21 protein-coding genes and 1 other RNA gene are annotated in these 23502 nt (G+C 73.8%); 11 read left to right on the top strand and 11 right to left on the bottom strand.

All coding sequences use genetic code 11. From position 1 onward, the window contains the following. Positions 1-211 precede the first annotated feature (211 nt). From ACFVFQ_RS30740 to ACFVFQ_RS30730, 3 genes are all read left to right on the top strand, one after another. On the top strand, positions 212-385 hold the full coding sequence (locus ACFVFQ_RS30740) for a hypothetical protein (RefSeq protein WP_383422304.1): 174 nt from the start codon (positions 212-214) through the stop codon (positions 383-385). Between the two features lie 720 nt (positions 386-1105). Next, complete coding sequence (locus ACFVFQ_RS30735; protein WP_383422302.1) at positions 1106-1849, top strand: SDR family oxidoreductase; 744 nt, start codon at positions 1106-1108, stop codon at positions 1847-1849. A gap of 66 nt (positions 1850-1915) precedes the next feature. Further along, positions 1916-2845 carry a PhzF family phenazine biosynthesis protein gene (locus tag ACFVFQ_RS30730; RefSeq protein WP_383422300.1) on the top strand — a complete coding sequence of 310 codons (930 nt, stop codon included), beginning with the start codon at positions 1916-1918 and terminating at the stop codon, positions 2843-2845. 48 nt (positions 2846-2893) lie between these two features. Here ACFVFQ_RS30730 and ACFVFQ_RS30725 read toward each other — a convergent pair whose 3' ends face one another. From ACFVFQ_RS30725 to ACFVFQ_RS30710, 4 genes are all read right to left on the bottom strand, one after another. Continuing rightward, a complete protein-coding gene (locus ACFVFQ_RS30725) occupies positions 2894-3382 on the bottom strand; it encodes a hypothetical protein (RefSeq protein WP_383422298.1) in 489 nt (162 codons plus the stop codon). 232 nt (positions 3383-3614) lie between these two features. Then, a complete protein-coding gene (locus ACFVFQ_RS30720; protein WP_383422296.1) occupies positions 3615-4148 on the bottom strand; it encodes a hypothetical protein in 534 nt (177 codons plus the stop codon). A 197-nt stretch (positions 4149-4345) separates the two neighbouring features. After that, on the bottom strand, positions 4346-5884 hold the full coding sequence (locus tag ACFVFQ_RS30715) for an FG-GAP-like repeat-containing protein (RefSeq protein WP_383422294.1): 1539 nt from the start codon (positions 5882-5884) through the stop codon (positions 4346-4348). A 183-nt stretch (positions 5885-6067) separates the two neighbouring features. Beyond that, a complete protein-coding gene (locus tag ACFVFQ_RS30710) occupies positions 6068-6577 on the bottom strand; it encodes a hypothetical protein (RefSeq protein WP_383422292.1) in 510 nt (169 codons plus the stop codon). 388 nt (positions 6578-6965) lie between these two features. Between ACFVFQ_RS30710 and ACFVFQ_RS30705 the strand changes: the two genes are divergently transcribed. Next, positions 6966-10355, top strand: a complete 3390-nt coding sequence (locus ACFVFQ_RS30705; RefSeq protein WP_383422290.1) for an ALF repeat-containing protein — start codon at positions 6966-6968, stop codon at positions 10353-10355. Positions 10356-10545: 190 nt separating this feature from the next. Then, positions 10546-10935, top strand: a complete 390-nt coding sequence (locus ACFVFQ_RS30700; RefSeq protein ID WP_383422288.1) for a hypothetical protein — start codon at positions 10546-10548, stop codon at positions 10933-10935. Between the two features lie 383 nt (positions 10936-11318). Here ACFVFQ_RS30700 and rnpB read toward each other — a convergent pair. After that, positions 11319-11717, bottom strand: an RNA gene (rnpB, locus tag ACFVFQ_RS30695) — RNase P RNA component class A. Positions 11718-11794: 77 nt separating this feature from the next. Between rnpB and ACFVFQ_RS30690 the strand changes: the two genes are divergently transcribed. Continuing rightward, positions 11795-12601: a MerR family transcriptional regulator gene (locus ACFVFQ_RS30690; protein WP_383422286.1), complete on the top strand. Its 807-nt coding sequence runs from the start codon at positions 11795-11797 to the stop codon at positions 12599-12601. After that, positions 12598-13251 (top strand): hypothetical protein, encoded by a 654-nt coding sequence (locus ACFVFQ_RS30685; RefSeq protein ID WP_383422284.1) that lies wholly within the window; start codon positions 12598-12600, stop codon positions 13249-13251. Before ACFVFQ_RS30690 ends, ACFVFQ_RS30685 begins: the two co-directional genes overlap by 4 nt. Positions 13252-13298: 47 nt before the next feature. Here the strand turns inward: ACFVFQ_RS30685 and ACFVFQ_RS30680 are convergent, their stop codons facing one another. Beyond that, positions 13299-14774, bottom strand: coding sequence for an RNB domain-containing ribonuclease (locus ACFVFQ_RS30680; RefSeq protein WP_383422282.1), 1476 nt, complete (start codon positions 14772-14774; stop codon positions 13299-13301). Between the two features lie 141 nt (positions 14775-14915). Here ACFVFQ_RS30680 and yaaA point away from each other — a divergent pair, with 141 nt between their 5' ends. Both yaaA and eda read left to right on the top strand, forming a co-directional pair. Beyond that, on the top strand, positions 14916-15713 hold the full coding sequence (gene yaaA / locus ACFVFQ_RS30675) for a peroxide stress protein YaaA (RefSeq protein WP_383422280.1): 798 nt from the start codon (positions 14916-14918) through the stop codon (positions 15711-15713). Positions 15714-15781: 68 nt separating this feature from the next. Then, a complete protein-coding gene (gene eda, locus ACFVFQ_RS30670; RefSeq protein WP_383422278.1) occupies positions 15782-16450 on the top strand; it encodes a bifunctional 4-hydroxy-2-oxoglutarate aldolase/2-dehydro-3-deoxy-phosphogluconate aldolase in 669 nt (222 codons plus the stop codon). A gap of 98 nt (positions 16451-16548) precedes the next feature. On the opposite strand, the gene ACFVFQ_RS30665 is transcribed toward eda, so the two are convergent. From ACFVFQ_RS30665 to ACFVFQ_RS30650, 4 genes are all read right to left on the bottom strand, one after another. Beyond that, positions 16549-17727, bottom strand: a complete 1179-nt coding sequence (locus ACFVFQ_RS30665) for a bifunctional RNase H/acid phosphatase (protein ID WP_383422276.1) — start codon at positions 17725-17727, stop codon at positions 16549-16551. A 3-nt stretch (positions 17728-17730) separates the two neighbouring features. Beyond that, the gene (locus ACFVFQ_RS30660) at positions 17731-18474 is read right to left on the bottom strand and encodes a zinc ribbon domain-containing protein (RefSeq protein WP_383422370.1); all 744 of its coding nucleotides are present in this window, start codon (positions 18472-18474) and stop codon (positions 17731-17733) included. Next, positions 18471-19358: a Nif3-like dinuclear metal center hexameric protein gene (locus tag ACFVFQ_RS30655; RefSeq protein ID WP_383422274.1), complete on the bottom strand. Its 888-nt coding sequence runs from the start codon at positions 19356-19358 to the stop codon at positions 18471-18473. Before ACFVFQ_RS30655 ends, ACFVFQ_RS30660 begins: the two co-directional genes overlap by 4 nt. A 156-nt stretch (positions 19359-19514) precedes the next feature. Further along, entirely contained in the window at positions 19515-20543 is a 1029-nt protein-coding gene (locus tag ACFVFQ_RS30650; RefSeq protein WP_383422272.1) for an ABC transporter substrate-binding protein, read from the bottom strand. 227 nt (positions 20544-20770) lie between these two features. Between ACFVFQ_RS30650 and ACFVFQ_RS30645 the strand changes: the two genes are divergently transcribed. Both ACFVFQ_RS30645 and ACFVFQ_RS30640 read left to right on the top strand, forming a co-directional pair. Further along, the gene (locus ACFVFQ_RS30645) at positions 20771-22285 is read left to right on the top strand and encodes a hypothetical protein (protein WP_383422270.1); all 1515 of its coding nucleotides are present in this window, start codon (positions 20771-20773) and stop codon (positions 22283-22285) included. A gap of 8 nt (positions 22286-22293) precedes the next feature. Further along, positions 22294-22461 (top strand): hypothetical protein, encoded by a 168-nt coding sequence (locus ACFVFQ_RS30640; protein WP_383422268.1) that lies wholly within the window; start codon positions 22294-22296, stop codon positions 22459-22461. Positions 22462-22555: 94 nt separating this feature from the next. Here the strand turns inward: ACFVFQ_RS30640 and ACFVFQ_RS30635 are convergent, their stop codons facing one another. Further along, entirely contained in the window at positions 22556-23497 is a 942-nt protein-coding gene (locus ACFVFQ_RS30635) for a 3-oxoacyl-ACP reductase (RefSeq protein WP_383422266.1), read from the bottom strand. Positions 23498-23502: the final 5 nt, after the last annotated feature.

Raw genomic sequence — 23502 nt, 5'->3', positions numbered from 1 at the left:
GGGCCGGGGGGGCCCCCCGCCGGGCCCGCGCGCCCCCCCCGGGGGGGGCGGGGGGGGGGGCGCCGGGGGGGGGCCCCCCCCCCGCCCCCCTATGTCCGGCCGTTCGCGGGCAACGTCCTGTGTCTCGGCGGCGGGAGCGCCGGGCTCCGTCATGAGCGTCTCCATGGGTTGGTGGTGTCGCCCATAGTTGCACGGGCCTCAGCCCACGTTGTTGGCTCTCCCGCCGTGCGGGTTGCTGTTCTTTGCGCCTGCGGCGCGGGCCGATCCGCTGCGCGGGGCGGTGCCGCTGCGCGGGGCGGTGCCGCTGCGCGGGGCGGTGCCGCTGCGCGGGGCGGTGCCGCTGCGCGGGGCGGTGCCGCTGCGCGGGGCTTTTGGGGTGCGGTGACGGTCCTCCGGGGTGGGGGTGCCAGACTGCTTCGCTTTACGTCTGGCACCCCCACCCCTCCGGCCCGTCCCCTCCCGTGGGGGGTGGGTGAAAACGGTGATTTCCACGTCCGCCCGGTGGGCCAACTCGGGCCGCACGGTTGAGTGGTGACCGTCAGCGGACGAGGACGACGCGTGAGTCTGCGTGGCGACCGTCAGAAGACAGGCGGCCCCAGCCACACCGGGCCACGGCCGTCAGGGGACCACAAGGATCAGCCCCAACTCACCTGGTTTTCCACCCACTCACGGGAGGGGACGGGTCGGAGGGGGCGGTAGGCCAGACGTAAAGCGAAGCAGTCTGGCATGCCGCCCCCGGAGACCCGTCACCGCACCCCGACAGCCCCGCGCAGCGGACAAGACAACTACACCCCGCCCCGCGCAGCGGAAAGGCGAACAACAAGCCCGCGCCGCAAGGCGCAAACAACAGCACCCCGCGCGGCGGGACAGCCAAGTACGTGGGAAGCAGCCGGCCGCAGGCCCCCGTGCAACGATGGGCGGCATGGCACATGGCACAGAGCGACAAGCAGGCGCGGAGCCATCGGCGCGAGCCGGTCACGTGGGTGGGACCGCAACCGCGCCCCCGCCCTCGCTTCCGGCGCCCTCCTCGCCGGGGCGCACCCCGGTGACGGCGCCGGCCCCTCAGAAGGTCCGGGAGGGCGGTGCGGCGGGGCGGAGGGTGGCCGTGGTCACCGGGGCCGGTTCGGGCATCGGGCGGGCGGTGGCGGTGGCGCTGGCCGCCGACCACTGGGCGGTGGTGCTGGCCGGCCGGCGCGTCGAGGCCCTGGAGGAGACCGCCCGTCAGGTGGGTTACGCGGGCATCGAGAGCCCCGCGGTGCTGCCCGTCCCGACCGACGTCACCCGCCCCGACCAGGTCGACGCCCTCTTCGCCGCGGCCCGCGACCGCTTCGGCCGGGTGGACCTGCTCTTCAACAACGCGGGCGCCTTCGGCCCGCCCGTCCCGTTGGAGGAGCTCTCCTACGAGGACTGGCGGGCGGTGGTCGACGTCAACCTCAACGGCGCGTTCCTGTGCGCCCGGGCCGCGTTCAGGGCGATGAAGGAGCAGGACCCGCAGGGCGGCCGGATCATCAACAACGGCTCGATCTCCGCCCACGTGCCGCGGCCGCACTCGATCGCGTACACCGCCACCAAGCACGCGATGACCGGGCTGACCAAGTCGCTGTCGTTGGACGGCCGTCCGTACCGGATCGCCTGCGGTCAGATCGACATCGGCAACGCGGCCACCGAGATGACCGGCCGGATGCGGACCGGGACCCTCCAGGCCAGCGGCCGCACCGAGGTCGAACCGGTGATGGACGCCGCCGACGTGGCCCGTACGGTGGCGCACATGGCGGCGCTCCCCTTGGAGGCCAATGTGCAGTTCGCGACGGTGATGGCGACCACCATGCCGTATATCGGGCGGGGTTGAGCGGCGGGCCGGAGCACTACGGGCCGTTTGGGAATAGCCGGGCGGCGGTGGGTGGTTCGCACGGCCATGACACTCGACATCACTGCCGGGGCGCCCGCCCACACCCCCGAGGTCCTGCGCTACACCGCGTTCTCGGCCGATCCCGCGGGCGGTAATCCGGCCGGCGTCGTCCTGGACGCCAGCGGGCTGGACGACGCGGCGCGACTGGGCATCGCCGCCGAACTGGGTTATTCGGAGACGGCGTTCCTGACCGCGCCGCCCGAGGGGCTGGGCGAGCCCGGCCGGGCGTTCACCATCCGGTACTTCAGCCCGCTCGCCGAGGTGGCGTTCTGCGGCCATGCCACGGTCGCCGCCGCGGTGGCGCTGGCCGAGCGGATCGGCCCGGGCGATCTGGTCTTCGCCACCCAGGCGGGTCCGGTCCCGGTCACCGTCGCCCGGCAGGACGGCGCCCTACGCGCCACCCTGACCAGCGTCGAGCCGCGCGTCGAGCCGGTCGCGCCGGCGGATGTCACCGAGGCGCTGGCCGCGTTGGACTGGCCGGCCGCCGACTTGGACCCGGCGCTGCCGCCCCGGATCGCCTACGCCGGAGCGCGCCATCTGGTCCTCGGCGCGGCCACCCGCGGGCGACTGGCCGCGCTCGCCTACGACTTCGACCGGCTGGCCGCCCTGATGCGTCGACTGGACCTGACGACGCTCCAGTTGGTGTGGCGGGAGGCCGAGACGGTCTTCCACGTCCGCGACCCGTTCCCGGTGGGCGGCGTGGTGGAGGACCCGGCGACGGGCGCCGCGGCCGCCGCGTTCGGCGCCTACACCCGGGCCCTGGGCCTGGTCACCGCCCCGGCGACGCTCACCCTCCACCAGGGGCACGACCTGGGGCGCCCGGGCCTGTTGACGGTCGACCTGCGCCCCGGCGACCCGCGTTCCCACGTCAGCGGAACCGCGGCCCGGATTCCCACGGGGGCCACTTCCCCGGGCCCGTCCGCGGTGCGGCGGTAGGCGTCCTCGGCCACCGGCGGGGTGCGCGGGGGCCCAACGGCCCGGGCTTTAGCGGGCGTTGTCGGGCGTTGCCCCGCCCCCGGCTCCGCACCCGCGCCCGCCCCGCGGCTCGCAGGACACCGACACCGTGACCACCCGGGGTCCCGCCCCGCCGCCGGACGGCCGTGTGGCGGACGGGCCGGTGGCAGAGTGGCCTCCCCCGGGCGCCTCTCCGGCGGACGGCTGGGCGATCGGCGGCCGCACCGTCATCGTCCCCCCGCCCCCCTCGTGGCGCCCGGCCCCGAAGGTGTCGTCGCGCCAGCCCAGCAGCGCCGAAGCCACCACCACGATCAGTACCAGCACCGCGAAGAGCAGCAACGGCCGCGCCCGCACCAGTCGTTGGCGCAGCCGCGCCAAGCGCCGCCCGTTCCCGCGGTATCCGGCCCGGGTCCCCGCACCCGGGCCCGTGCCGGGCATCGCCCCTGGTCGACGGTTGTGGCCCCATGCCCGCGCGATCCGTCTCTTCCAATACACCAGTCGGTAGTAGTGCTTCAGCACCGCGGCGCCCCCTCATGTGACTGCCCGGGAAAGCACGAGGGTACTGCCCGCCGGCGCCCGTGCCGCCGGGCAGTACCCCTCGCCGGCGGCCCGGGGCGGCCGGGGCAGCGGGCCTTGACCCCGCGGCCGCCGCGCGCCCCGCGACGGTCGCCACCGCCGCCGCGCGCACGGCAACGGCCCCGTTCCGGCCCCTGAGCAGGCGGGGCGGAACGGGGCCGGCGACCCGACACGGTCAGCCCAGGCCGGGCAGGCCCCGGGCCGGAGACTGGCCGGTGGTCGACAGCCCCTGCTTCGGCAGTGCGCCCGTCAGCGTCTTGCCGCTGAGCGTGTCCGTCACCGACTTCCCCGACAGGGCCTTCCCCGGCAGGGCGCCGCCCTTTCCGCCCGCCGCGCCGGTCGGCAGGCCGCCGAGGAGCCCGCCGTCGGCCGTCGCCGCCTGCGCCGTCCGGCCCAGGAGCTCGCCGCCGGCCTCGGCGGTCGCCCCCAGCGTCTGCGCCGCCCGCGGCGTCACCTTCGCCGCGGCGTCGCCCAGGGCGCCGGCCTCCGCGGGCATCACGTGGTCCACGGCCTTGTGCTCGACCCCGCCCGCGACCCCCGTCGCCTGCTGCGCGGCGCCGCCCGCCGTGCCACCCAGCCCGCCGGGGTCCACGTTGGTCAGCCCGCCCGCGTCGGGCAGCTTCGGTACGTCGGCGGCGTGGGCCCCGGCAGCCGATCCCAGCGTCATCGCGGCCGCGGCCATGCCCACTGCCGTCAGAACTCGTCGCATCAAGGCTCCTCGTGAATGGAGATGTGCTTGTGTGATGAGAACGATGAGCTGCGCACCCGGACACGCGGGGGCGGCGCGATCCGGCGCGGGGGGTGTGAGGGGGGCGGGTGGGACGACGGCTGCGCCGGGGAGGGCAACGGCGGCCCACGCCCTGGGCGTTGGCCCCGGGCCGGGCCGCGCGTTACCGCGTTACCCCGTCAGCCGAGCGTCGGCACCATCGGGCTGCCGAAGTCCAGCTTCCCCTTGCCGTCACCCTTGTAGAACTGGAACTCGCCGCCGCCGGAGACCCGGATGACATCCGACTTGCCGTCGCCGTCGACATCGCCACCGGTGATCTTCAGCGACGTGCCCCACGAGGTGTCGTGCCACATGGCTCGGGAGGCATCGAGGGTTCCATTGCCGTTGCCCGGGTACCAGCGGAACTCGCCGTTGCCCCAGATGGCGACGACGTCGTCCTTGCCGTCCCCGTTGAAGTCACCGGTGGTGAACTGGGGGATGGTCTTCCAGGAGTCGTTGTTCCACATCGCCCAGTGCTTGCCGCTCAGCGTGCCGTCGGCGTTGGTGGGGTAGGCATGCAGGTAGCCGGAGCCCCACGCCATGAGCAGTCCGTCGCGGCCCGAGTCGTCGACCTTGTAGCGGGCGATGCGCATGTTGGCGACGGAGTCGTCGGGCCACATCTTCTTGTAGTCCTCGGCCAGTTCCCCGCGGTTGTCGCCCAAGTAGAGGCGCAGGGTGCCGTCCTGCCAGACGGCGGCGATGTCGCCCTTGCCGTCGCCGTTGAAGTCACCGGCGGCGATCTGCTTGGCCCGCTTCCAGCTGTCGTCGTGCCACAGCGCGCGGCCGTATTCCAGCTTGCCGTCCGCTCCGCCGTAGAGGACGTGCAGCGTGCCGTCCTTGAACCGGACGACGACGTCGTCCCGGCCGTCTCCGTTGAAGTCGGCGCCGCCGGCGACGGTCTCGGTCAACTGGCCTGCGCGGTCGGTCAGTCGGGCGCGGTTCACCCAGCTGCCCAGCCCGTCGGTGCGGGTCGCGGTGGCTTGCGCGGGCCCCGTGACCTCCGAGCCGAAGCAGCCCGCGCCGTTGGACGCGCCGCTCAGCGCGACCAGTTCCGCCCGGCCGCCGCGCTCGCGGACGATCGGCCCGCCGGCGTCGCCCTTGCAGATGCCGCCCGCCTCGCTCTTGGCCGACAGGGTCACCGCACCGTCGTCGACCTTCTTCGTGGTGAAGGCGGCGGTGTGCAGGCGCTGCGGGACCCACTCGTCCTTGGTCCGGCCGTAGCCCGCGGCCCGCACGGTGTCCCCGGTCTGCACGGTGGAGTCGGCGACGGGCAGCGGAGCGACGCCCGTGGCGGGCTGTTCCAGGCGCGCCAGGACGACACCGCGGCTGGGGTGCGGGACCAGTTCGCTGACCGCGCTGACGGTGCCCTTGGAGGTGCCCAGGTCGGTGCGGCCCACGGTCACGGTGGCCTTGAGCCGGGGCTTGCCGGCCGCGACCGGGGCGCCGGGCTTGTCCACGAAGCAGTTGCTGTCGGTGAGCACCCACTGCGGATCGACCAGCACACCGGAACAACCCCGCGCGAAGTCACCGACGGTGAGCTGGGCGGTGTACGCGTACGTGCCTTCCTTGGCGTCGTCGCCGACAACGGCGTTCGCCGGGGCGGCGGTGAAGACACCCGCCGCAACGGCTGTCGCGGCGAGCCCTGCTATCCGCGCCGCGCGCGGACGAATCTCTGACACTTCTGCTGCTTTCTGTGTTTCTCGTGGGAAGCGGTGGTGCGCCTGACGTCCGACGAGCGGGACGACCGGGTTTGCGCTCCGCCCGCCCCGGCTACGGGACTGCGGCGGGCTTACGGGCAAGAGCGGTGCGGCGCACGGGAGTTGTCCCGCACCGGGGGTCGCACCCGCATCGCGCGGTCGGGGCTACTTGTTCGTGCGGATCTCGACCAGGACGTACTCGCGCCCCTCGGGGTCGACGGACTCGCCGACCGGCGTCCACTGCCCCTTGGAGACCTCGACCTCCTGCGGCTTCGCCTTGGGCGTGGCGAGGGTGACGTCGGCGGAGTGGTCGGAGGAGCCCTTGATGATGTGGACCGAGGGGATCTCCAGGGCGAGGTAGCCGGAGGCGCCGGTGGTGCGGAAGCAGATCTTCTCGTTCTTCCGCGACCACACCTCCATCAGCCCGGTGCCGGAGGAGCAGTCGGCGAGGACGATGTGGCCGTCGCCGCGCTTGAGGGTGATCCCCTTCTCCTTCTCGATCTTGTCGGCGCCCGGGTAGGTGAAGTCCTCGACGGCGGAGTCGAATTGACCGTCGGCCACCGACACCGACGGGCCGGGGTCGCTGGCGTGGGAGGACGTGGTGGTGGCGACGACCGCGGCAGCGCACGCTGCCACGGCCGCACCGGTGGCGATGATCCGCCGTGCGAGCTTCATACAAGGTCCCTCTGCGAAAAGGCGAGTTGAGCCGTGCCGTGCCGGCCCCGCCCGGTGGGGCAAACGGAACTTTGGCCCACTAAAGGGCCGTTTGGGCACGGAGAGGCAAAATTCAAGCACGGAGCCCCGCGTGACTTCGACTCATAAAAGGGACATTTGCTAATCAAGTTAAGCGAAGGGGCTTTGTGTTCTTTCTCATCCCTTTACTTGGATCTATCAGTAGTCAACGCGCCCTTTACTCCCATATGGTCACCAGGCGCACCTGTCATGTCACCTGCTGACCCTGCGCATTGATCCGGGGGCGTGACGGCAAACCAGCACGAAACTCTGTCTGGGGGGATGCCGGCACGGGTGCGCCACCACCAGGCACCGATTCCGAAGGACCGTTTTGGACACCACCTTTTGGAGCAGGCGACGCGTTCTCGGCGCCGTGGCGGCCACCACCGCGGCCGTCGCCGCCTCAAGCCTCGTTCTGAACCCCCTGGCCGCCCGGGCTGACACACCGTCGTCCGACGACGAGGGTGACCCCTTCAACTTGCCCGACACCGACCGGGCGAAGGTCGTCAAGGCGTGGCTGCTGGGTGGTAAGGCCGCGCGCGCCGCCGCGGAGGCGGCGCTGGTCGGCTCCGAAGCCGACGTCCGGAATTTCCTGACCGCCGAACTCCCCAAGGCCACGGCGGAGGACAACCGCGTCGCCATCGGCACCTCCCTCGCCGGGGGCGGCAAGGGCACCCGGCGCGAGGCGTCCGACGCGCTCGACGAGGGTGATGCGGCCATCGCCGCGTACCTCAAGGGCGGCTTCAAGTCCGGCATCATGGAAGACCTCCGGGTGGCCACCTCGACGGTGATGGCCACGGGCGCCAAGGCCGTGCGCCGCGAGGGCAGCGGGGCCCTGGACGCCGGCACCCGGGAGGCGTTGGAGGAGTACCTCACCGACGGTCAGTTCACCGCGCGCCTGGAGGACATGCGCTTCGAGGTGTCCAAGCTGATGGTGCAGGCGGGGCCGGAGGTGAAGAAGTACGCCTCCCGCGCCCTGGACGGCACCGTGGTCGACATCGAGTGGTTCCTCGACAGCGGCCAGCACATCGCCCGCGCCCGCGACCAGGAATCGGCGAAGATCGAGGAACTCGTCGCCGTCGTCGAGCGCGAGGGGAAGAACGCCGACGCCAAGACGAAGCTGGCCGAGGAGGCCGCCGAGCGCGCCAAGGGGGCCGCCGAGAAGGCCAAGAAGGCCGCGTTGGAAGCCGCGGCCGAGGCCAAGGCGGCCCAGGACGACGTGCGGAAGTCCGGCCAGGCCGCCCGCAAGGCAGCCGGGGCCGCCCAAGGTGCGGCCGACTCGGCCCGGGTCGCGATCCGCGCCTCCGACGCCGCCGTCCAGGCGTCCCGGCGCGCCGCGTACGCCGCCACCGCCGCGAGCCAGGCAGCCGCCACCGCCGGCTCCGCCGCCGCCAGGGCGTACCGCGCCGCGATCGCCGCGTCCAAGGACGCCTCGAACGCCGCCGCCGCCAAGGACGCCGCGGTCATCGCCCGTAACGGCGCGGCCAAGGCCCGGAGCGCGGCGAAGGCCGCCGACTACGCCGCCACCGCCTCGTCCCAGGCCGCGAACGCCGGTTCGGCCGCCGCCTCGGCGGCCCGCAACGCCTCCGCCGCCGCGAACGCCTCCGCCACGGCCGCCTCCGCCGCAGGCGCGGCCCAGTCGCAGGCCGCCGAGGCCAAGCGGCAGGCGCGGATCGCCAGCAGTAACGCCCGGATCGCCACCAACGCGGCAGGCACGGCACAGGCGTTGGCGAACACCGCCGCCGCGGCCGCCCGCACCGCGCGGAACGCCGCCAACAGGGCGGCCGACCACGCGGAGAAGGCGGCGGAGGCGGCCGAGTGGGCCGCCAAGTACGCGGGCCAGGCCGTCGAGTACGCGAACAAGTCCACCGAGTTCGCCGACGCGGCCACCGAGGCCGCGAACAACGCCACCGAGGCCGTGAACCAGGCGGTCGAGGTGGAGAAGAAGGCGCGGGAGGCCGAGTGGCAGCGCCTGGACGAGGACCTGCAGCAGGCCACCGAGGAGGTCCGCCTGCTCGCCCAGATCGAGGAGCGGGAGCGGGCCGAGCTCGCGAACAAGCGCACGCTGGCGCAGCAGACCGAGCAGGCCACCAAGGACCTCATCTCGCAGGCCGAGTCCGCTCTGAAGGCCGGCGACGCGGACCGCGCCGCCGACCTCGGGCGGAAGGCGGCCGTCGCGTTGATGGACTCGCACGGCGGCTGGTCGCGGGAGGCGGCGCGGTTCGCCCTGTGCGGCACGGACGCCGACATCCACGCCTGGCTCGACACCGACCGGCAGATCGCACAGCGGCAGGACGACCGTGAGACGGTCCTCTACCTCGCCCAGATCTCCAGCCCGGACGTCGCCGCCGCCGCGACCAAGGCGCTGGAGAGCGACGCCCCGGACGCCGCGGCAACGTTCCTGACCACCGGCATCATCGAGGCCGCGGCGGACGACAACCGGGTCACGGTCGGCCGGATCCTCGCCGACAACCCCGGCAAGGCGGTGAAGAAGGCAGCCGCCGCCGCCCTGGACGCCGGAACCGCCAAGGCGCTCTACGACTTCCTCAACGACACGTTCGCGACGGCCCAGCAGGAGGACGACGCGGTCGCCGTCTCCACCCTCATGGCCAAGGCCGGTCCCTACACCAAGGCCCACGCCGAGGCCGCGTTGGAGGGCCCGGCGTGGATGCGCCGCAAGCTGGTCGCCTCGACCCAGTACCGGACCGCGCAGCTCGACCACGACTCCGCCGCCCACATCGCCGCCGTACAGGGCGCCATCGCCGCCGCCGGCAAGATCGCGCAGAAGGCGCAGGAAGACGCCGCCCGCGCGCAGGAGGCGGCGGCCCACGCCCGCGACGACGCCGCGAAGGCACTGGAGTGGGCGGACAAGGCGAAGAACTCGGCCAAGCAGGCCGACGACTACGCGACGCAGGCGAACGCGAACGCGAACGCCGCCGAGCAGTCGGCCAAGAACGCCCAGGCGTCGGCCGACAGGGCGAAGCGGGCGGCCAGCACCGCCCGCGGCGCCGCACGTTCGGCGAACTACTCCGCCAACCGCGCCGTGGACGCCGCCCGTCGTGCGGTCGCCTCCGCCAACTCCGCGCAGGTCTCGGCCACTTCCGCCCGCGCCTCCGCCCTCCAGGCGGGCAAGGACGCCAAGACGGCGGCGGCGGCCGCGTCCGAGGCGCACCGGATCACCGAGGCCAAGCGGAAGGAGGAGATCGAGGCGGCGGCCAAGAAGGCGGCCGCGGAGGCCAAGAAGGCCAAGGAATCCGGGCAGAACCCGGCGGACAAGCCCGAGAACGACAAGGTCAAGGACGGCCTTCCCTGGTGGAAGGCGGGCTCCCGGTGGATGGCGAACGCCACCAACATCGCCAGCATCGCCACCGGGTTCGGCGCCGCCGCCTTCGCCGGCGCTGGTCTGGTGGCCGGCGCGTTCGGCTTCCTGCCCGCCGCCGGATTCCTGGAAGGAGCCGCGGCCGTCTCGGGGAACCTCTCCCTCGCGTTCACCGGGATGAATGTTGTGTTCAACGGCATCGGCTACGGAATATCGAGCAGCGAATTCAAGGAATCGCTCGGCAGCGCCGCACTGGGCCTGATCACCTTCGGTCAGTCCAAGTGGATCGGCCAGCTCGGAAAGATCGAGGGCGTGCAGAAGGTGGTGTCCCCTGTGGCCACGAAGATCACCCAGATCGGCCACGACCTCATTTCACCGATCACCGGCCTGCTGGGCCTGTGACCGCACCGACCGAACCCCAAAGGACACCGAGGAGCCCCGCCGCGCGGACCCATTGCGCCGGGTCCGCTGCGCCGAGCCCGCCGTAGGGATCCACTGAGAAATACGCGGCAACCGTAGGGATAGGCTGCAAAAGTGCCACAGGGGCCGGCGCATAAGTCGCCGGCCCCTGTGCACTCCGGAAAGGACCAGCATGCTCGCGCACCTCCCCCTCCCCTACCTCGTGCTCATGGCGGCCGTCGCCACTCTCGCCTTGTGCCTCTACGTGGAATCGTGGCTGAAGCTGCGCAAGTTGACGGTGACCTTTCTCGTGCTCTCCCCGCTGTGTTGCCTCGGCATGATCGTGGTGGGCGGCCTCCAGCACCAGCACTGGACCCCACAACAGATGCTGGTCATCTACTCCTTCGCCTGGATCGGAATCCTGATCGGCCTCCTCCCCTCCAGGGGAATCGTCCGCAAGTACCAGGCGGAATGGCGCCGAGGCGTGAAACGGGAGAAGTACGAGTACCCCAAGCACTGCCTCATCGCCCCGGCCGCTTCGATAGCCCTCATGAGCATCTTGGGATACGCCCTCGCGACGTAACGACATTCCGGCCGCCGGCTCAACCCCTCGCCCCCATATCGACGGAACCGCTTCCCGGGGCATCAACGGTCGAGTTTCTCCCGCGAGTTGAACGCCACCCAGGAACAAGCGCCCGACCCACACACAACCATCTCGACGGCCACGGCCACGGCGCAGTCAAGAAGCGCTCCGGAAATCGCCCAACTCCCCCGCGAACTTCCCCGATTGCCCGGCACATAACGCCGCCGAGACGACCTCCCCCGGGTCGACTCCCCGCGATAGGGCCATGACGCCCCGCCTTCACCTTTCCGCGAAAACGAACCGTAACGGAACGCCGCGGACGCACTACCGTCCGAAGCGAGGGAAGAAGGGAGAAGCCCGCTTTCACCGGCAAGAAGAAAAGACGGACGAGTCGGCCTGTACGCCGGGTTCTGTCTCCGGGCGACCTTGCGGTCGGCCGGGAGGCGGCCATCCATCTAGGACTGCCGTTGCCGGCAGTCTCGTGCGGTCTACCCGCGGACTCGGGCGGGCAGCCCTCGATCGTCCGCGCAGGGCCATCAAGCGATGGCCCCTCTTGACCTTGCTCCGGGTGGGGTTTACCTAGCTGCCCAGGTCACCCTGGGCACTGGTGGTCTCTTACACCACCGTTTCACCCTTACCTGGCCGTGAGGCCAGGCGGTTTGCTTTCTGTGGCACTGTCCCGCGGGTCACCCCGGGTGGGCGTTACCCACCACCCTGCCGTGTGGAGCCCGGACGTTCCTCGGGGGGATCGGTGATCCCCACGCGGCCGCCCGGCCGGCTCGTCCGCCGTGTCGACCATGCTACCTGGCGGACGCCGGCCGCTTGACCTTGCCGTTGCGTCAACGTTTCTACTGGCCCCATGCGGATCGGGGAACTCGCCGGGCTGGCCGGCGTCAGCACGCGGACAGTGCGCCACTACCACCAGCTGGGGCTGCTGCCGGAGCCGGTGCGGCGGGCCAACGGCTACCGGGAATACGGGCTGCGCGACGCGGTGGCGTTGGCGCGGGTGCGGCGGTTGACGGAGCTGGGGCTCGGGCTGGAGGAGGTCCGGGACGTGTTGGCGGACGATGCCGGACGGGAGTTGCGGGAGGTGCTGACGGAGCTGGACGCGGACCTGGCGCGGCAGGAGGAGGCGCTGCGGGCCCGGCGGGTGCGGCTGGCGGAGCTGCTGCGGCGTGCCGAGGAGCCGGGCGGGTTGCCGGAGGAGGGGCCGGTGTCGGAGCAACTGGCCGAGTTGTTCGGGGAGATGGCGCGGGCGTCGGCGCGGCTGCCGGGGCCGGAGCCGGCGATGGCGGCGCGGGAGCGGGAGGTGCTGGCCCTGCTGGAGGCGTCGGGGGACGGGCGGGTGCAGGGGGCGATGGCGGCGGCGCTGCGGGAGGCGTTGGCGGCGCCGGGGGCGATGGAGCGGGCGTACGCGGTGTATGAGCTGTTGGACTCGCTGGCGGGGGCGGCGGTGGACGATCCGCGGGTGGAAGGGGCGGCGCGGGCGCTGGTGGAGTGTGTGCCGGAGGGGGCGGTGGCGGCGGTCGCCGCCGGGGCCGGGGGCGCGCCGGACTGCGGGCCGGGGGCGGAGTTCTGGACGGAGCTGATGGTGGCGGAGTTGGCGCCGGCGCAGGTGTCGGCGGTGCGGCGGGCGATGCGGATGATCGAGGAGCGGGCGCGGTGAGCGGGGCCGGGGGGTTCGGGGAGCGGGTGGGGCGGCTGCTCCGGCACGAGGGGCGGTGGCTGGTGAGCCTGGTGTGGTGGGTGGTGCGACGCCGGGTCGGGGTGCCGGCGGGGGCGCGGGCGCTGCCGTATGCGGGGGCGCAGGCGGCGCTGCTGTACGGGCTGACGTTTGTGTGCGCGGTGGAGGCGGTCGGGGTGAGCCTGCTGGTGCGGGAGCTGCCGGTGGTGCACGCGGTGACGCTGGTGGTCGACGTGTACACGGTGCTGATGGTGCTGGGGTACCAGGCCGCGGCGGTGACCAGGCCGCATGCGGTGACGGCGGACGAGGTGGTGGTGCGCGACGGTGCCCGGATGGCGGTGCGCATCCCGTTGGAGCGGATCGCGTCGGTCCGGTACGACCTGCGGTTCGGGCGGGGCGCGCGGGACGACGGGGTGCTGGAGCTGGCCGTGGGCGGGCAGACGTCGGTGACGTTGGAGCTGACCGAGCCGGTGGTGGCGGTGCGGCTGCTGGGGCGGCGGGAGGTGGTGCGGACGGTGCGGTTCCACGCGGACGATGCGCGGGGCGCGGTGGCCGCGGTGCGCGGGGCCCTGGCCGGGGCGCGGACGGCCGGGCGGGCGGCGGAGCCCGGGAAGCCGGTGGCGCCGGGGTGAGGGGATGGGTGGGGAGGAGCGGCCCGGTGCGCGGCGGGGCCGGGCCCTCATACCGGCGTGAACTGCACTGGTTCCCGGCCCGGTTCGGCCGTGGCGAGGCGGACCCGGATGCGGTCGCCCAGGGGGAGGGCGGGGCCGCCGCGGACGGGGCCGATGACGGCGGGTTCGAAGAGCTGGACGGTGCCCTGGGTGGGGTCGTCCTGGTGGCGGTCGACGACCAGGGCCTCGAAGGTGTCGCCGACCCGGTCGCGCAGCAGGGCCGCCTCGACCAGGTCCACGCAGGCCCGCTCGACCTGGTTGGCGCGCTGGTTGCCGAGCTCCATCTCGTGCGGCAGGGCGGGCAGGGCGGCGCGGACCCAGCCGGGCGGGGTGCGGCCGGCCGCGGCGGCCAGGCAGAGCTCGGAGGTGTAGCGGTCGGTGAGCCGGCGCAGCGGGGCGGTGGCGTGCGCGTAGGGGGCGGCGACCGCGGCGTGCACGGCGGTGGTGGCGGGCGGTGCGGTGCCGTCGAAGACGGTGTAGCCGGCGCCGCGGAGCAGGGCGGTGCACTCCTGAAGGAACGCGGCGTGGCGGGTACGCCGCGGGTCGAGGGTGCGGATCAGCGCCGCGTACGAGGTGTGGTGCGGCCAGTCGACGCCGAGGGCCTGGGCGGTCAGGCGGAGTCGGGCGACCGATCCGTCGGGGGCGGAGGGGAGGGTGCGCAGGATGCCGGTGCCGGAGGCGAGCATCAGCTCGGCCGCGGCCATGCCGGTGAGCAGGGAGACCTGGGCGTTCCAGGCGGCGGCCGGCAGGGGGGCGCGGTAGGCGAGGGTGTAGCGGCCGTCGCGTTCGACGATCTCCTGCTCGGGGACGTTGAGGGAGATCGCGCCGCGGACGGTCTCCAACTCCTCGCGGCGCAGCCCGATCTCGCGGAGCAGGGCGAGCGGTTCCTCGGCGGTGCCGTCGTCGAGGACGCGCTGGACGCCGGCGTAGTGCAGGCGGGCGCGGGAGCGGACCAGGGCGCGGCGGACGGCGGTGCCGGTCAGCGTGCCGTCGGGGGCGAGGTCGAGCTGCCACAGCACGGCCGGCCGGTCCTGGTCGGGCAGCAGGCTGGCGGCGCCCTCGCTCAGCACGGTGGGGTGCAGCGGGACGTGCTCGTCGGGGAAGTAGAGGGTGGCCACCCGGTGGTGCGCCTCGGCGTCCAGGGCGCCGCCGGGGGTGACGAAGGAGGCGACGTCGGCGATGGCGTAGTGGACGCGGTAGCCGCCGCCCTGGCGCCGGGCCAGGTACATCGCCTGGTCCAGGTCGCGGGAGCCGGGCGGGTCGAGGGTGAAGAGCGGCAGGTCGGTGGCGTCGTACAGGGTGTGCTCGGTGGCGACCTCGCCGTTGCCGGCCGGGATGCGCGGGGCGCGCGCCGCGCTGTCGGCCTCGGCCTGGGCGGTGGGCGGGAAGTGGTCGGGGATCTCCATCCGCACGCGCAGGTCGTGCAGGGCGGCCCGGAGCGGGGCCTCCGCTGCGTCGGTCACATGCATGTGGCGACGGGGCATGGCATCGAGCGTATGACCGACGGGCGCTCCCGGCGCGCCGTAAGGGCACCGGGCGGGGACCGCGGCCGGGCGGCCCGGCTCTTAAGCTCTTGTGCCGGGGGCCGCACCCCCTGCCCGTACCACCCGTGAAGGAGAAACACCGTGCTCGTGCTGTTGCCGCCGTCGGAAGGTAAGGCCGCGGGAGGGACCGGGGAGCCGCTGGAGCTGGGGGCGTTGTCGCTGCCGGGGTTGACCGCGGCGCGCGCGGAGGTGCTGGACGAGCTGGTCGGGCTGTGCTCCGCCGATGCCGCCAAGGCCCAGGAGGTGCTGGGGCTCAGCGAGGGCCTGAAGGGCGAGGTCGCCAAGAACGCCGGGCTGCGCACCGCGGGCACCCGCCCGGCCGGCGAGATCTACACCGGCGTGCTCTACGACGCCCTGGGGCTCGCGTCCCTGGACAAGGCGGCGCGGAAGCGGGCCGAGCGCGCGCTGCTGGTGTTCTCGGGACTGTGGGGCGCCGTGCGGATCGGCGACCGGATCCCGTCGTACCGCTGCTCGATGGGGGTGAAGCTGCCGGGGCTGGGGGCGCTGGGCGCGTACTGGCGCGACCCGATGGCGAAGGTGCTGCCGGAGGTTGCCGGGACGGGCCTCGTGCTGGATCTGCGGTCGGCGGCGTACGCCACGGCCTGGAAGCCCAAGGGCGAGGTCGCCGGGCGGACCGCGACGGTGCGGGTGCTCCAGTCGAAGATCGTGGGCGGGGTCGAGAAGCGGTCGGTGGTCAGCCACTTCAACAAGGCGACCAAGGGCCGGCTGGTGCGGGACCTGCTGGTGGCCGGCGCCGATCCGGCGGACCCGGCCGAGCTGGTGGAGGCGCTGCGTGGGCTCGGCTACGCGGTCGAGGCGACGGCCCCGGCGAAGGCCGGCAAGCCGTGGGCCCTGGACGTGATCGTCACGGAGCTGTAGCCGCACGCCACCCACAACGTTGCACCCTCCGCAACGCTCGTTGCGGAGGATGACCGACACGGCGCAGTATGGGCGGCGTGACTGACGCCGCCCCTCCTTCCGCGCCCTCCTCCCCCGCCCCCGCCTCGGTGCTCGGCCTCGCGCCGGTGATCCCCGTGGTCGTCCTCCGGGACGCCGCGGACGCCGTGCCGCTCGCCCGGGCGCTGGTCGCCGGCGGGCTGCCGGCGATCGAGGTGACGCTGCGCACGCCCGCCGCGCTGGACGCGATCCGGGCCATCGCCGACGAGGTCCCGGACGCGGTGGTCGGCGCCGGCACCCTGCTGACCCCGGAGCACGTCGCGGCCGCCACCGCGGCCGGGGCGCGCTTCCTGGTGAGCCCCGGCTGGTCGCCGCGCCTGCTGGGCGCGCTGCGGGACGCCGAACTCCCGTTCCTGCCGGGCGTTTCGACGGCCTCGGAGGTGGTGACCCTGCTGGACGAGGGCGTCACCGAGATGAAGTTCTTCCCGGCCGAGGCGGCGGGCGGCACCCCCTACCTGAAGTCGCTGGCCGCGCCCCTCCCCCAGGCCCGCTTCTGCCCGACCGGCGGCATCGGCCTGGCGTCGGCCCCCACCTACCTCGCCCTGCCCAACGTCGCCTGCGTAGGCGGCACGTGGATGCTGCCCGCCGACGCCCTGGCCGCCAAGGACTGGCCCCGGGTCGAGCAACTGGCCCGCGAGGCGGCGGCGTTGAGCAACTGAAGCCCCAGCGACGGCGCGAACTGTACGCGAACGCCCACGGGGCAGCACCGCAAACCCCCGGACCCGGCACCACAGACGAGCGGACGCCCGCCGAAGCGCTACCGCAGATGCGACGTCTCGTTGAACAGCCGCACCGACGCATTGCCGTCCGCGTAGTACGCCACCGCGGAGAGCGACGCCGCGGAGAGCTCCATCCGGAACAGCGAGTCCGGCGGAGCGCCGAGGGCCAGCCGGACCAGCGTCTTGATCGGGGTGACGTGGGTGACGACCAGCACGGTCTTCCCGGCGTAGCGGGCGAGCAGCTTGTCGCGGGCGACCGCGACCCGGCGGGCGACCGCGGCGAACGACTCGCCGCCCCCCGTGGGCGCCGCCTTGGCGGAGCCGAGCCAGGCGTCGAGGTCGTCGCGGTACCGCTCGCGGACCTCGGCGAAGGTCAGCCCCTCCCAGGCCCCGAAGTCGGTCTCGCGCAGCCCCTCTTCGACCCGGACGTCGAGGCCGAGCCGGTCGGCGATGGTCTCGGCGGTCTCCCGGCAGCGGCGCAGCGGCGAGCTGACCACGGCCTGGACGGTGCCGCGCTCGGCGAGCGCGGCGGCGGTCGCCTCGGCCTGGCGGCGGCCGGCGGCGGAGAGTTCGGGGTCGGTGCCGCCGCTGCCGGAGAAGCGCTTCTGCGGCGTCAGCGCGGTCTCGCCGTGCCGGAGCAGGACGAGGGTGGCGGGGACGCCGAGATCGGGCGCGGCCCAACCGGCCGGCGGCGCGGCGGGCGCGGCATCCGCCGGCCCAGCGGCCTCGGCATCCGCCGCCCCGGCGGCCCGGGCATCCGCCGCGTCGAGCGCCGCGCGGGAGTCGCGCGGCTCCCACTGCCGACCGTCCCGGCCCGCGTCCATCGCCTCGTTGGCGAGCCGGTCGGCGTGCTTGTTGCGGGCGCGGGGGATCCACTCGTAGCTGACGCGGTCGGGCGGGAAGACCGCCGCGGCCGCGGCGGCCAGCGGCTTCATGTCCGGGTGCTTGATCTGCCAGCGGCCGGACATCTGCTCCACGACCAGCTTGGAGTCCATCCGGACGTGGACGCTGGCCTCCGGGTCCAGGGCCTTGGCGGCGCGCAGCCCCGCCAACAGGCCCTTGTACTCGGCGACGTTGTTGGTCGCCGTCCCGATGTACTCGGCGGCCTCGGCCAACGCCTCGCCGCTCGCCGGGTCGAGGACGACCGCGCCGTAGCCGGCGGGCCCCGGGTTGCCCCGGGACCCGCCGTCGGCCTCCACGATCAGCTCGCGGGGCACGGCCTACAGACCCGAGTCGGGCGTGCGGACCAGGATGCGGCTGCAGTTCTCGCACCGGACGACGGCGTCGGCGGCGGCCGCGCGCACGTCGTTGAGCTCGGTGATGTCCAGCTCCAGCCGGCAGCCCTCGCAGCGGCGCTGGTAGAGGCGGGCGGCACCGATGCCGCCCTGCTTCGCGCGGATCCGGTCGTAGAGCGTGACCAGCGCCGCGGGGATGTCGGCGACGGTGAGTTCGCGCTCCTTGGTGACCGTGGCGACCTCGGCGTCGATCTCGGCGTTGGCGGCGTCCCGACGGGCGGTGGCGTCGTCGACCTTGGCCTGGATGGCGGCGACCCGGTCGGTCAGCTCGCGGACCCGCTCCTGGGCGGCCTCGCGGCGCTCCATGACCTCCAGGACGACGTCCTCCAGGTCGCCCTGGCGCTTGGCCAGCGAGGCCAGTTCGCGCTGAAGGTTCTCCAGGTCCTTGGGGGAGCTGACGGCGCCGGAGTCGAGGCGCTTCTGGTCGCGGGCGGCGCGCTGGCGGACCTGGTCCACGTCCTGCTCCGCCTTGGTCTGCTCGCGGCTGGTGTCGCTCTCCTCGGTCTGGGCTGCGACGAGCAGGTCGCGCTGCTGGGTGAGGTCGCCCTCCAGGGTCGCGAGCTCGGCCAGCTCGGGGAGGTTCTTGCGCCGGTGCGCGAGCTGGGTGAGCCGGACGTCGAGGTTCTGGACGTCGAGGAGGCGGATCTGGTCGGCGGGCGCGGCGTTCAGCGGGGGGCTCCTGTGGTGTGCGAATTTTCCGGGTGGCTGGTGAGCGGGGCGGACGCCGCGTGGGCGGTCCAGGGGTCGGTGACCGTGCGGGAGACATGCGTGCGCAGTCCCCAGCCGTGCCGGTCGGAGACCGCGTCGAGTTGGGCCGCGGCCTGCTCGCACCACGGCCACTCGGTGGCCCAGTGGGCCGCGTCCAGCAGGGCCAACGGGCCGCCAGGACCGGTGGTCTGCGTGGCCTCGGAGGCCGGGTGGTGGCGCAGGTCGGCGGTGAGGAACGCGTCCACACCGGCCGCCCGCACGTCGTCGAAGAGGCTGTCGCCGGAGCCGCCGGAGACCGCGAGGGTGCGGATCTCGCCGTCCACGTCGCCGGCCGCCCGGATGCCCTGCGCGGTGGCGGGCAGGCGGGCGGCGACGTACGCGGTCAGCTCGGCCAGCGTCATCGGGTGCGGGAGTTCGCAGATCCGGCCCAGGCCGCGGCGGCCGGCCGGATCGCTCGCGTCCGGCACCAGGGGGCGCAGGATCCGCAGGTCCAGCGCGCCGGCCAGGGCGTCGGAGACGCCGGGGTCGGCGGTGTCGGCGTTGGTGTGCGCGACGTGCAGGGCGATGTCGTGCTTGATGAGGGTGTGCACGACCTTGCCCTTGAAGGTGGAGGCCGCGACCGTCGTCGTCCCGCGCAGATAGAGCGGGTGGTGGGTGACGAGCAGGTCGGCGCCGAGCTGCACCGCCTCGTCGACGATCTCCTGGACCGGGTCGACGGCGAACAGCACCCGGCGGACCTCGGCGTCGGGGTCTCCGCAGACGGTGCCGACGGCGTCCCATCCTTCGGCCCGCTCGGGGGGCCAGAGGACGTCGAGCGCGGCGAGGACTTCAGACAGTGCGGGCACGGGGGAAGGTTACCTTCCCCGCGCGCCCGCGCGCCGGGCCCCGGTCGGCCGAAGCCGCGGGCGGCCGCTTCGGGGCCCGGCGGCCCGCCAGTTGACCCGGCGGCCGCCCACCGGGACGGCTCCTCTGGCTCCTCTTACGGGGCCGCTCCTTCACGCCTACTTCACGAGCAGGTCGCGCAGATCGGTCAGGACGCTGTTCGCCGCGGTGACGCCGAGGCCGAGGTACCAGGTCTCGTCCTTGACGTTCTTGGCGTGGCCGGCCTTGACCGCCTTGAGGTTCTTCCACAGCGGGTTCTGCTCGGCGGTGTCCCGCTTGGTGGACTTGGGGTCGCCGTAGACGCCGGTGAAGATCCAGTCGGCGTCGGCCTGGTTGATGTTCTCCGGGCTGACCTCGACGGCGAGGTCGTCGGCCTGCTGGTTCTTGGGGCGGGGCAGGCCGACGTCCTTCAGGACGGTGCCGATGAAGGAGCGCTGGGCGTAGAGGCGGGTGAACTGCGGCATGTAGCGCAGCATCGACACGGTCGGCTTGTGCGGGCCGAGGTCGTCGCCCAGCTTCCTGGCCTTGGCCTCGTAGGCGGCGAGCGCGCTCTTGGCCTGTGCCGTCTTGTCCAGGGCGGCGGCGTTGAGCAGGTAGTTCTGCTTCCAGGTGAAGCCGGGGCGGATCGAGAAGACGGTCGGGGCGATCTTGCTGAGCTGCTGGTACTGCTTCTCGGCGCGCAGCTTGCTGCCCAGGATGAGGTCGGGCTTGAGCGCGTTGATGGCCTCCAGGTTGAGGCCGTTGATGGTGCCGACGCTCTTGGGGTGGCCGGCGTCCTTGGCGAGGTAGTCCGGGAGCGCGGCGTCGCCCTCGGTGGGCGCGTAGCCGACCGGCTTGATGCCGAGCGAGACGACGTTGTCGAGCTCGCCGACGTCGAGGACGACCACGCGCCGGGGGGCGGCGGGCAGGGTGGTGGTGCCCATGGCGTGCCGGACGGTGCGCGGGAACTGGCCCGGCTTGGCGTCGGTGCCCATCTTCGCGGTCTCGTCGGCGGCCTTGCCGAAGTCCTTGCCGCCCTGGGCCACGGACTTCGAGCCCGCGCCGCCCTCGCTCTGGCCGTCCGCGCCGGAGGAACCGCAGCCGGCGAGCGCGAGGGCGCCGGCGGCGACGAGGGCTAGGGCGGCGGCGCCGCGGCGGCGAAGGGGCATCGCGTCACTCCAGATCGAGCGGGTCGCCGGACCGGCAGGGCGGGGCCGCCCGGCCACCGACGGCAACTTAGGTCGCCCTAACTTTAAGCACCCTTGAATCGCCCAGCACACCCACCCCTCCCCTTACCGGCGAACTGGACAACAGCCACCCTTATGCGTGAAGAGCGGCATCTCTCGTTGATCGGCCGGAAGTGCGAAAACTAACGTCCCCACGGGAGGTGGCACCGATGACGATCCGTGCCGGTGAGCACACCACGGCGCCCGACGGCCCGCCCCGCGCGGCGCTGACCCTCGCGGCCGACGGCTCGTACGCCGCCCGGCTCGCCCGGCACGACGACGCCGCCGGGAGCTGGTTCCCGGAGCGCTGGACGCTCGACGGCCCGGAGCCGTACGCGGTCCCGTTGGCGGGCAGTCAGCCCGAGGAGCCGGACAGCGGGCTGCTGCCGCTCGCGGACGGCCGGGTGGTGATCGTCCGCCGGGTCGCCGACCGCTTCACCGTCTCGGTGCTCTCCCCCACCGGGCCCGGCACCCACGAGGTCCTGGTGGGCGCGGTGGCGACCGAGGCGCTTGCGCTGCTGCCGCCCGCCCCCGGCGGCCGGTTCGGCTATGCGCTGGCGCCCGGCGCGGAGCGGACCGCGGTGTGGCGGGTGCACGGCGGGGCGGCCGGCCCCGAGCGGGTCGCCGTGGTGCCGGGCCGCTGCACCGGCGGCGCCTGGCTGGACCACGACGGTCGACTGCTGGCCGTGGACCGGGAGTTGGCCGGCCGCACCAAGGCGGTGGTGGTCGACCTGGCGCGGGACGGGGAGGTCAGCCCGCTGCTCCAGATCACCGAGGAGAGCGACGACCGACTGCTGCTCGCCGATCCGGACAGCGGGCTGCTGCTGGTCCGCTCCGACGCCCCCGGCCACGAGCGGGTGGGCTGGGGCATGTTGGGCAGCAGTCGGCCGGTGCGGTTCCCGGAGTGCCTGCGGGCGCCGGGGGCGACGGTGACGCCGTTCGCCGTCCAACCGGGGCGGACACGGCACCCGGAGAGCTGCGCGGTGGCGTTCCGGCTCGACGGCCCAGATCGCCGCGAGGGCGCCGACGGACCCGGCGCCCCCGTCGGGCCCCGGCTGGGCGTATGGCGGCCCGCACAGCGGCAGTTGCGGCAACTCCCGGCCCCGGAAGGCTGGTTGGCGGGCAGCGGCCGGTGGACGCCGGAGGGCGCGCTGCTGCTCCCGTACGCGACGGGGGCGGTGCCGTGCGGGGTGGCCCGGATGGCCATACCGCTGGGGCCAGTTGCGGAGCAGACGACTTCGGCCAAGGCGCCGGAAGCCGGGGCGGGCGGCGACAGCCCGTCCGACACCGCCCCGTCCGACGGCGTCCCCTCCGACGTCGCCGCCCCCAACGCCATTGCGGACGCAAAGATTCCGGCGGTTTCGGCGGGCGTCGACGGTGCGGAGATTGTCCCGGATGCAGGCGATAGCGCCGTCAACTCCACAGCATCTCCACAATCGAAGCCGCGGGACGCGGAACCGCACGAAGGGCCTGCGCATCCCCGCCTGTGCAGGCCAGTTCCGCTGCAACAGGCGCCTCTCTCGTCTCGTGAGTCCCAGTGGAGCGCTGATTCCCGCCCCGTTAGTATTCCGGCGGGGGCTGTGCAGCCGGTTGACCCGGCCACCTACGGCATCGCACGGGACGCGTCCCGGCGGGAGCCGGGGGAGGTCCCGACGCGTACAGCTGTAAGCGATCTGACGGAGTGACTCTTTTCATGTCCGAAGCCCGAACCGACACGACCCAGGCGCGCCCCCAGGAGGCAGCCGCCCAGGCCGCCGCGGCCGCAGGCTCCGGCAGGCACCGCGGTCCGGCCGCCACCTCGGAAGAGGGGCAGGCCGCGCAGGGGCGGCACCGCCGCGACCACCAGGCGCAGACCGTTTGAGCGGACCGGAGAGCTCGACGGCCGTGGCCGCCGCCCGCGTGACGTGGGCGGCGGCCACGGCCGTTGTGCGTCCCGGGCGTCCGCGCGCCGCGCGTCAGTCGTGCTTGAGGCCCAGCACCTCGGCGGCGGCGAAGGTCTCGTGGGCCGGCCGCCCCGCGTAGTACGGGGTGAGCAGGCCGTCCAACTCCTCGTAGCTGAAGGCGTCCTGTGCGGTGTCGAACTTCGCGGCGATCCGCGGGCGTTCGGCGATCGCGACCATGCCGCCGTGCACGACCAGGAGTTGGCCGTTGAGGCGGGCGGCGGCGGGCGAGGCGAGGTAGCCGACGAGCGGCGCGACATGCTCGGGCGCCAACGGGTCAAGCCGGCCGTCCTCGGGGCCGGCGAAGCCCGCGAAGACGTCCTCGGTCATCCGGGTGCGGGCGCGCGGGCAGATGGCGTTGGCGGTCACGCCGTACTTGGCCAGCGCCAGCGCCGTGGAGGTGGTCAGGCCCACGATGCCGCCCTTGGCCGCCGCGTAGTTGGGCTGGCCGGCCGAGCCGGCGAGGAACGCCTCGGAGGAGGTGTTGACGATCCGGCCGAAGACCGGGCCGCCGGCCTCTTTGGAGCGGGCGCGCCAGTGGGCGGCGGCGAAGTGGGTGGTGTTGAAGTGGCCCTTGAGGTGCACCCGGATCACCGAGTCCCACTCGTCCTCGGTCATCGAGAACACCATCCGGTCCCGCAGGATGCCCGCGTTGTTGACCAGGACGTCCAGTCGGCCGTAGGTGTCGATCGCCAACTGGACGAGGGCGCCGGCCTGTTGGTGGTCGGCGACGTCGCCGGTGTGCGCGACGGCCTGGCCGCCGGCGGCGCGGATCTCCTCGGCGACGGCTTCGGCGGGCGCCGCCGAGGCCGTCCCCGAACCGTCCCTGCCCGGCTGACCGAAGTCGTTGACGACGACCCGGGCGCCGAGCCGGGCGAGTTCCAGGGCCTCGGCCCGGCCCAGGCCGCGCCCGGCGCCGGTGACGAGCGCGGTCAGGCCCTCCAGTGGCTGTGCCATGCGTG

It is taken from the genome of Streptomyces sp. NPDC057743 (assembly GCF_042798755.1).
GTDB lineage: Bacteria > Actinomycetota > Actinomycetes > Streptomycetales > Streptomycetaceae > Streptomyces.
Note: the sequence above shows the minus strand (reverse complement) of the source record. Positions and strands in the feature narration are given on the sequence as shown.

Coding starts and splice junctions, on each gene's coding strand:
- ACFVFQ_RS30730 (WP_383422300.1), top strand. CDS start 1,916: ATGACACTCGACATCACTGCCGGGGCGCCCGCCCACACCCCCGAGGTC.
- ACFVFQ_RS30720 (WP_383422296.1), bottom strand. CDS start 4,148: ATGCGACGAGTTCTGACGGCAGTGGGCATGGCCGCGGCCGCGATGACG.
- ACFVFQ_RS30710 (WP_383422292.1), bottom strand. CDS start 6,577: ATGAAGCTCGCACGGCGGATCATCGCCACCGGTGCGGCCGTGGCAGCG.
- ACFVFQ_RS30700 (WP_383422288.1), top strand. CDS start 10,546: ATGCTCGCGCACCTCCCCCTCCCCTACCTCGTGCTCATGGCGGCCGTC.
- ACFVFQ_RS30690 (WP_383422286.1), top strand. CDS start 11,795: ATGCGGATCGGGGAACTCGCCGGGCTGGCCGGCGTCAGCACGCGGACA.
- ACFVFQ_RS30680 (WP_383422282.1), bottom strand. CDS start 14,774: ATGCCCCGTCGCCACATGCATGTGACCGACGCAGCGGAGGCCCCGCTC.
- eda (WP_383422278.1), top strand. CDS start 15,782: ATGGGCGGCGTGACTGACGCCGCCCCTCCTTCCGCGCCCTCCTCCCCC.
- ACFVFQ_RS30650 (WP_383422272.1), bottom strand. CDS start 20,543: ATGCCCCTTCGCCGCCGCGGCGCCGCCGCCCTAGCCCTCGTCGCCGCC.
- ACFVFQ_RS30645 (WP_383422270.1), top strand. CDS start 20,771: ATGACGATCCGTGCCGGTGAGCACACCACGGCGCCCGACGGCCCGCCC.
- ACFVFQ_RS30640 (WP_383422268.1), top strand. CDS start 22,294: ATGTCCGAAGCCCGAACCGACACGACCCAGGCGCGCCCCCAGGAGGCA.
- ACFVFQ_RS30635 (WP_383422266.1), bottom strand. CDS start 23,497: ATGGCACAGCCACTGGAGGGCCTGACCGCGCTCGTCACCGGCGCCGGG.